The organism is Pedobacter sp. (genome assembly GCF_045628745.1).
GTDB lineage: Bacteria > Bacteroidota > Bacteroidia > Sphingobacteriales > Sphingobacteriaceae > Pedobacter.
This window is the reverse complement of sequence record NZ_JAZQPU010000160.1, coordinates 1-8,269: the sequence shown is the minus strand read 5'-3', so window position 1 is coordinate 8,269 and position 8,269 is coordinate 1. Positions and strand designations below refer to the sequence as shown.

Below are 8,269 nucleotides of genomic sequence, written 5' to 3'. Positions count from 1 at the left end.
CCAATATTTATTTGTTAAATAATGTTAAGGACTTGAAAGGTTCAATGCCTTTATATAGCTTAGCGCCTAATTATTTTTAATTGACGTTATCGTATTATTAACTTATCTTTGCAGAATGTTTAAAATTAAACACATATTTTTATTAAGTTTCACTGTTATAGCACTAAGCATAGCAGGTTGTAAAAGCCAATTTGAGAAAATCAGGCTGAGCAATGATGTGGCCAAGAAGTACGCGGAAGCCATGAGACTTTATAAGAAAAAGGATTATTCTAAAGCCTTGATCCTTTTTGAAGACTTATCACAGAAATATAGAGGAAGAACGGAAGCTGAGGAGCTGAATTATCATTATGCCCTTACCTTATATAAATTAAAAGATTATACCACTGCAAGATTTCAATTTAAATACTTTGCGGATACCTACCCTACCAGCGTTCATGCTGAAGAATGCAGGTATTTAGGTGCTTATTGCTACTTTTTAGATTCACCAGAATATACGCTAGATCAGGAAAACACTTATAAGGCTATTGATGCCATGCAATTATTTATTAACTTATATCCAAAAAGTGAAAGAGTTGAAGAGGCCAGCAAGCACATTGCAACCTTACGTGGTAAATTAGAAGACAAAGCATTTGAAAATGCCAAAATGTATTACGATCTTGGAGATTATGACTTAAGTAATTACAAGTCTGCAGTTATCGCCTTGAAAAATGCACAAATTGATTTTCCGGATATTAAATATGCTGAAGAAATGGATTTGCTGATTGTTAAATCGCAGTACATGTATGCTAAAGCAAGTTATGAATTTCGCCAGGAAGAAAGATATGCTGAAGCTATAGGTTATGCCGATGAGTTTTTAGAGTCGCACCCTGAAAGTAAATTAACGCCAGAGGTTAATACCCTGAAAAGGGATAGTCAGGCAGGAATTGAGAGAGCTAAAAATATTTTAGCCACTCAAGAAGCTCAAATGGCAAAATACAAAGCCAACCTTGAAAAAGAGGCAAAAAAAGACAGTACCAATAAGTTGATTAAAAACCCAATAAAATAATGAATACTATTAAACCTGCTGTACCGAATACTACGGTAACGAGAAACGTAAATGATTTAGATCAAAAAACTCAGAATGTATATGAGTCTTTAGTCATTATTTCAAAAAGGGCTAATCAGATTTCAAACAACATTAAAGAAGAGTTACACGGCAAATTGGCTGAATTCGCTTCTGCAAATGATAACCTGGAAGAGATTTTTGAGAACAGAGAACAAATTGAAATCAGTAAACACTATGAGCGTATGCCTAAAGCAACGTTAATTTCAATTGATGAGTTCCTTAATGACAAGATTTATTACAGAAATCCTGCTAAAGAGCAAGAATAAATAAATGCATTGGCTTATCTTGCAGCATTAATTGCATTACTAAACCATGCTCAAAAATAAAAACATTATCCTTGGCGTTTGCGGCAGTATTGCTGCTTATAAAGCCGCAGTTTTAGTTAGGCTTTTTGTTAAAGCCGGCGCAAACGTCAAGGTTATTCTTACGACCGATGCGGCCAATTTCATTACGCCGCTTACCCTGGCTACCCTCTCTAAAAATCCTGTTTACACCCAATATTTCGAAGAAGAAACCGGCGTTTGGAGCAACCACGTAGAATTAGGTCTTTGGGCCGACTACCTCATCATTGCCCCTGCAAGTGCCAATACCATCGCTAAAATGGCTAATGGCCTTTGCGATAATCTTCTTAGTGCCGTTTACTTATCCGCCAAATGCCCGGTGTTATTTGCCCCTGCAATGGACCTTGATATGTGGAAACACCAGAGCACACAACAAAACATCAGTCAGCTAAAAAGTTTTAACAATATTCTTATTGCACCCAATAATGGAGAATTAGCCAGTGGTTTATTTGGTGAAGGCCGTATGGCAGAACCTGAAGAAATCATTACTTTCATCACCGCATTGATTAAAAAGGACCTGCCACTTTTAGGCAAGAAAGTTTTGGTTACTGCCGGCCCAACTTATGAAGCTATAGATCCGGTGAGGTTCATTGGCAACCACTCCTCTGGAAAAATGGGCTTTGCCATTGCCGATCAATTTGTAAAGCTAGGTGCCGAAGTAACGCTCATCAGCGGGCCTACAGCAGAAAAAAGCACACAGCAGCTCCACAGAATTGACGTTCAAAGTGCCTCGGAAATGTTGCAGGCTTGTGAACAGCAGTTTGCCACTAGCGATATTACCATTATGAGTGCTGCCGTGGCAGATTATACTCCTGTAGATGTTGCCACACAGAAAATCAAAAAGAACAACGGTGAACTCACCATCGCTCTCCAAAAAACAACAGATATCCTGGCACAGCTGGGTTCAAAAAAAACAGCAAAACAGTTACTGATTGGCTTCGCTCTGGAAACTGAGCATGAAGAAGAACATGCTAAAGCCAAACTGGTTAAAAAGAACCTTGATTTAATTGTGCTAAATTCTTTGAACGATAAGGGTGCCGGTTTCAAAACCAATACCAACAAGATAACGATTTTCAACAAAGACTTTGTTAAAAAAGAATTTGAAGTGAAATCTAAAACTGAGGTAGCTGTAGACATTAGCAAGGAAATATTAATGTTGCTGGGTAAATGAGGCGATGAAGAAGTTGATCCTCCTGTTGTTATTGACCTTAACGCTGCACAGCACTAAGGCACAAGAAATATTTGCCACCGTGCAAGTGTTAGCGCCCAGGGTACCTAATATGAGCCCATCGACATTGCTTCCCTTGCAAAATGCCATCAGCAATTTCCTCAATAACCACAAATGGACGAGCGAAACTTACCTGAGTTCAGAAAGAATCAATTGCAATTTAATCATTACCCTCACCGAATGGGATGGTGCAGCAGGTTATAAAGCCAGTGCACAGCTGCAAAGCTGGCGACCAGTCTTTGGCACTAGCTACCAGACTACGCTGTTAAATTTAAGCGACCAGTACTTCGACTTTAACTATAACGAAGGACAAGCATTGGACTTCTCTGATCAGACTTACCAGAGTAACCTTACTTCGCTGCTTGGTTTTTATGCTTATACAATTATTGGTACGGATAAGGATAGCTTTAGCAAGTTAGGTGGTGAACTTTACTATATAAAAGCACAACGTGTTATCCAACTGGCACAAAACAACGGCAACATGGGATGGCGTGCCGCAGATGGATTGAGAAACCGTTATTGGCTTAATGAAAACCTGCTTAGCAAAAGTTTTGAAGACCTCCGCAGCTTCAGTTACCAATACCACCGAAAAGGATTAGACTTACTCCAGGAAAATAAAATACAGGCTATTAAAGCCATGATCAGTTACCTCCCTTCTTTGCAGCAAATGGATCAGCAGCGTTTGGGCGCCGTTTTTAACCATGCTTTCTATGCTGCTAAAGCCACAGAGTTTGTACAGCTATTTACTATGGCTCCTACTCCCGATAAAATAAAAGCCTATAACCTTTTGACCAGTATTGACCCTGCCAACAGCAGTAAATACGACCAATTGAAAAACCTTCAATAAGCTTCTTTTTCCCTCCTCAAAAATAAACAAATAAATTTTTAAATATTATTTTGTTTATACGAACTTATTCGTAGATTTATATACGAAACAATTCGTATAACACAAATGGAAACCACAACACCCTTTAAACCAACCGAAAGTGAATTAGAAATCTTGCAGATCCTCTGGGAAAAGTCGGATTGTACTGTAAGAGAAGTACACGAAATTCTTGAACAAACCAAAGATGCCGGTTACACCACCACTTTAAAGCTGATGCAAATTATGCATGAAAAAGGTTTGGTTTCCCGCGACACCTCTTCCAAAACACATATTTACCGACCGCTGGTTAATCAACAAAAAACACAAGAGCAATTGGTCAATAAAATGATCAATAATGTTTTTAATGGGTCTGCTTCGCGACTGGTTATGCAAGCATTGGGCAACCACAATGCAAGTAAAGAAGAGATCGATTCTATAAAAGTTTATTTAGAACAACTCAGTAAAAAACAATAAAATGGAAGCATTGGTGAATAACATGATTAAAGCCACTGGATGGAGCATTTTTCATTCCCTCTGGCAAGGCGCATTATTATATGGGATGTTGGTACTCCTGTTTGTGATGATACCCACCCTGAGCGCAAAAGCAAAACACAATATGGCCTACGGCACCATGTGCCTGCTATTTGTTGGTTTTTGCGGCACTTTTTTTTCCTTGTTTACCTGGCCCCCTTTAAGTAGCGTTACCACTTCGCTTTCTTTCCATAACCAGCATGCCCTTAATTACAAGGCAGAGCAGTTTTTCCCACAATTGGTTGGCCTTTATACCGTAGGCTTAATCATGCAGGTACTGATTCTATCTACAGGGTATTTTAAAATCCTGAGTCTTAAGCATTCCTCTAAAATAGCCGTTCCACAAGCATGGAACGCTCTTTTTCAGGAGCTGGCACAAGGCCTCAACATTACTAAAAAGGTAGGCTTTTACCTCAGTGAACATGTAGCGGTGCCGCTGGTCATTGGCTTTATCAAACCTATTATTCTATTTCCTGTAGCCTTTGCCAACCAACTTGACCTGGCACATGTAGAAGCGATTTTGATCCACGAACTTTCACATATCCGCAGGAACGATTATCTGCTAAATATAGTAAAAACGGTAATGGAAACCATCCTTTTCTTCAATCCATTTACCTGGTTATGCAGCAACCTGATTGCCAGAGAAAGAGAGCACTCCTGCGATGACCTAGTTGTACAACACACGCATACCCCATTGACCTATGCCCATGCCTTGTTACAAATAGAATTGTTAAAAGAAAAGCAAACTCCTGTATTTTCAATGGCTGCAAGTGGAAATAACCAACACCTTTATCAGCGTATAAAAAGAATCACCAATATGAAAACGACCTACAGTACCGCAAAACAACAGCTATTTGCCATTGGCATCACCATGGCGATCATCATTTCCCTTGCCTGGGTAAGTCCACTTAAATCAGAAACCGGTGATAAAAAGAAAACGGCAACCTCTACTATGGTTGCTATGGAAAGCCGTATAACGAATGATGTTTTTCAGCAGGATAGCACAAAGAACAAAAAACACAAAGCAGATGTAAAGAAAAGTAAAGCGTTAAAGAAAAACATTGCTCCTCCACCTCCACCTGTAGAGCCAAGCATTGCTCCTCCAGCTCCACCCGTAGAACCACCAGCCTTAACAGAACCACCAGCATTGCCAGCTCCACCAAGCAAACCAGATGCAGCTGCAATGGCTCAGTATCGTGAAGAAATAAAGAAACATTTTAATTCTCCAGCGTGGAAAAAACAAATAGAAGATGTCAAAGTTCAAAGTAAGGCTTTAGCGAAACACTTTAATTCGCCTGAGTGGAAAAAACAACAAGCCGAATTGAGCAAAATGACTGTAGAAATGAAGAAACAATTTAACTCTCCAGCTTTTAAAAAACAAATGGAAGATGTTAAAATTCAAAGTCAGGCCTTAGCTCAACACTATAATTCTCCTGCCTTTAAAAAACAAATGGAGGATGTTAAATTTCAAAGTCAGGCGATGGCAAAACACTTCAATTCACCAGCCTTTAAAAAACAAATGGAGTTGAATGTGGAAGTTTGTACCGAGCTCAATGAAAAAGAAATAGAAGCACAAATTGAGAAAGAATTAAAGAACATCAAAATCAATCCTCCTAAAGAAACAGAAAAAAATAAATAAGTTCAGATCGTGTTTTATTCGTAAAGGATAAGCATCCATTGACTAAGTTTTTATAATTTAGCAAAGGATATGCTACAAAAACTTTCTATACGTAATTACGCTTTGATCGATAGTGTTGAAATGGAACTTGACAAGGGCCTCAACATTATTACCGGTGAAACTGGAGCAGGAAAATCAATCATGCTTGGTGCACTATCCCTGATATTGGGGCAGCGTGCAGAGACTAAATACTTTTTCAATCAGGAAAAGAAATGCATTATTGAAGGAACTTTTAAACTGAGCGGCGACAAATTAAAGCCGCTGTTTGAAGAACACGATTTAGATTTTCATGAAGAGAGTATATTAAGGCGCGAGATTTCCATTGATGGTAAATCCCGCGCCTTTATTAATGATACGCCGGTAACCTTAACAGTAATGAAACACCTTGGCGAGCGATTGATTGATATCCATTCGCAGCATGCCACTCGTGAGCTTAATGATCCGGGTTTTCAGTTGACTGTGGTAGATGGACTGGCCAATCATGAGGAATTGCTGAGCGACTACCGAGAAAATTTTAAGCTTTATAAAAAGCACCAGCAAAAGTTGCGCGAATTGCGTAAAAATGCTGATGAGGCCCGTAACAAGCAGGATTATGAACAGTTCTTGTTCAACGAACTAGAAAATGCTAACCTGCAACCTTCAGAACAGGAAAGTTTAGAAATAGAATTGAAGGCATTAAATAATGCGGAGGCAATAAAACGGAGCCTGGTGAACAGTTATCAACTGATCAATGAGGAAGAGCTTTCGGCAGTGCCGATGCTTAAAGAAGCTATTGGTCAACTGCACAGCATTGAAAGTTTCCATACCGACTATAGTGAACTGACAGAACGCCTGCGTTCTACCTTAATAGAACTGAAAGACATCAGCAATGAGCTTTCCCACCTGGAAGAGCATGTTGTATTTAACCCCTCCAGGATAGATGAAATTACACACCGCCTGGATACGCTGTATACTTTACAACAAAAACATCGTGTAAACACTATTGAAGAATTAATCAGCATTAAAGAGGAACTCTCTAACAACCTGAGTTTAATTTTAAGTGGCGATGAAGAAATAGAACGCCTGCATCATGAAACGGAAACGTTAAAAGCGCTTTTGGAGAAACATGCAGCTACCTTATCTATTAACCGCAGCAAATCTATTAAGGCCACAGAAAAACAGGTTGATCAGATTCTAACGCAGGCGGGCATGCCCAATGCAAGGATAAAGATTGAGCAAACCCTGTTGAAAGAACTTACCAAAGATGGTAAAGATAATATTGCCTTGTTGTTTTCTGCCAATAGTGGTCAGCCGCCAGCCCCTGTTGCAAAAGTAGCCTCTGGTGGTGAATTATCGAGGATCATGCTGGCTATAAAATCTATCCTGGCCAAACACAGTGACCTGCCTACATTAATATTCGACGAAATTGATACGGGTATTTCGGGAGAAACAGCTTTACGTGTAGGACAGGTAATAGGTGAACTGGAACGCAATATGCAGGTAGTGTGTATTACGCACTTGCCACAAATTGCGGCCAAAGGTAATGCTCATTATTTTGTCTATAAAAACGAAAGTGCTGAACGCAGTACCACGGGCATCAAAAGGTTAGACCGTGAAGGCCGCGTTTATGTCATTGCAGAAATGTTAAGTGGCAAGCCACCGGGTAAATCTGCCTTAGCCAATGCGAGAGATCTTTTAGACAAAGGACAATTAAACTATAAATAGCGGTGCTGAAACATTTATCAGGTCTTGTGCTCTTACTTTTGCTATACACCACTGGTTATGCACAATCTTTAAGCATTTCTGGTGTAGTAAAAGATAAAAGCGGAGAAGTGCTGCCTGGCGCAGGCATTTACCTTAGCGGTTATAAAACGGCTACGGTATCTAATAATGATGGTAAATTTATACTCAGCAACCTCAAACCCGGTAATTATGATGTGCTGGTAGAAATGATGGGCTACCTACCCTTTACCAAAAATGTCATTTTAAGTGATCAGTCTGCCAGCATCAACATCGTTCTGCAAGAGAGCAGCATCCAATTACGCGAGGTTGTCATCAGGGTAGATCCCAACCGTGAACAATACATCAACCAATTTAAGGAATTCTTTATTGGCAAAACACCCAACGCCAAAAAGTGCAAACTGCTCAACCCACAGGCCCTGATTATTGATTACGATAACAATAAAAAACTACTGAGCGTAAAATCAGAGGAGTTTCTGGTCATCGAAAATAAAGCACTGGGTTACCGACTGAAGTATATGCTTCAATATTTTGAATACCAATATAACAACCACATTGTCTATTACTCAGGATTGCCCAACTATGAAGAACTCAAAGGTTCTAAAGCAAAAAAGAAAGAATGGGCAAAAAACCGTGAAATAGCTTATTTAGGCTCTAGTCAGCATTTTTTTAAATCACTTTACAAAGGAACGACCAAGGAAGAAGGCTTCGTGATCAATAAGCTGGTCAAAATCAAAAACGATAGAAGACCTCCCGACAGCCTGATCGATGCCAATATCACCAGACTTAAAAAAGCACAACA

At 39.4% G+C, this 8,269-nt stretch carries 8 protein-coding genes; all 8 read left to right on the top strand.

Annotation, left to right across the window (positions count from 1 at the left end; genetic code table 11):
• Positions 1–115: 115 nt before the first annotated feature.
• Complete coding sequence (locus tag ACR2F7_RS06570; RefSeq protein ID WP_432712784.1) at positions 116–1,045, top strand: outer membrane protein assembly factor BamD; 930 nt, start codon at positions 116–118, stop codon at positions 1,043–1,045.
• Positions 1,045–1,371 (top strand): DNA-directed RNA polymerase subunit omega, encoded by a 327-nt coding sequence (locus ACR2F7_RS06565; RefSeq protein ID WP_432712783.1) that lies wholly within the window; start codon positions 1,045–1,047, stop codon positions 1,369–1,371. The genes ACR2F7_RS06570 and ACR2F7_RS06565 overlap by 1 nt, the downstream gene beginning before the upstream one ends.
• A gap of 46 nt (positions 1,372–1,417) precedes the next feature.
• Positions 1,418–2,617: a bifunctional phosphopantothenoylcysteine decarboxylase/phosphopantothenate--cysteine ligase CoaBC gene (gene coaBC / locus ACR2F7_RS06560; RefSeq protein WP_432712782.1), complete on the top strand. Its 1,200-nt coding sequence runs from the start codon at positions 1,418–1,420 to the stop codon at positions 2,615–2,617.
• Positions 2,618–2,621: 4 nt separating this feature from the next.
• The gene (locus tag ACR2F7_RS06555; RefSeq protein ID WP_432712781.1) at positions 2,622–3,521 is read left to right on the top strand and encodes a DUF4835 family protein; all 900 of its coding nucleotides are present in this window, start codon (positions 2,622–2,624) and stop codon (positions 3,519–3,521) included.
• A 105-nt stretch (positions 3,522–3,626) separates the two neighbouring features.
• Positions 3,627–4,013 (top strand): BlaI/MecI/CopY family transcriptional regulator, encoded by a 387-nt coding sequence (locus ACR2F7_RS06550; RefSeq protein WP_432712780.1) that lies wholly within the window; start codon positions 3,627–3,629, stop codon positions 4,011–4,013.
• Between the two features lies 1 nt (position 4,014).
• Positions 4,015–5,709, top strand: a complete 1,695-nt coding sequence (locus tag ACR2F7_RS06545; RefSeq protein ID WP_432712779.1) for a M56 family metallopeptidase — start codon at positions 4,015–4,017, stop codon at positions 5,707–5,709.
• 69 nt (positions 5,710–5,778) lie between these two features.
• A complete protein-coding gene (gene recN, locus ACR2F7_RS06540; RefSeq protein WP_432712778.1) occupies positions 5,779–7,452 on the top strand; it encodes a DNA repair protein RecN in 1,674 nt (557 codons plus the stop codon).
• A 2-nt stretch (positions 7,453–7,454) separates the two neighbouring features.
• Positions 7,455–8,269: carboxypeptidase-like regulatory domain-containing protein (locus ACR2F7_RS06535; RefSeq protein WP_432712777.1), on the top strand; the 815-nt coding region annotated here is incomplete at its 3' end.

Coding starts and splice junctions, on each gene's coding strand:
- ACR2F7_RS06545 (WP_432712779.1), top strand. CDS start 4,015: ATGGAAGCATTGGTGAATAACATGATTAAAGCCACTGGATGGAGCATT.
- ACR2F7_RS06565 (WP_432712783.1), top strand. CDS start 1,045: ATGAATACTATTAAACCTGCTGTACCGAATACTACGGTAACGAGAAAC.
- coaBC (WP_432712782.1), top strand. CDS start 1,418: ATGCTCAAAAATAAAAACATTATCCTTGGCGTTTGCGGCAGTATTGCT.
- ACR2F7_RS06570 (WP_432712784.1), top strand. CDS start 116: ATGTTTAAAATTAAACACATATTTTTATTAAGTTTCACTGTTATAGCA.
- ACR2F7_RS06555 (WP_432712781.1), top strand. CDS start 2,622: ATGAAGAAGTTGATCCTCCTGTTGTTATTGACCTTAACGCTGCACAGC.
- ACR2F7_RS06550 (WP_432712780.1), top strand. CDS start 3,627: ATGGAAACCACAACACCCTTTAAACCAACCGAAAGTGAATTAGAAATC.
- recN (WP_432712778.1), top strand. CDS start 5,779: ATGCTACAAAAACTTTCTATACGTAATTACGCTTTGATCGATAGTGTT.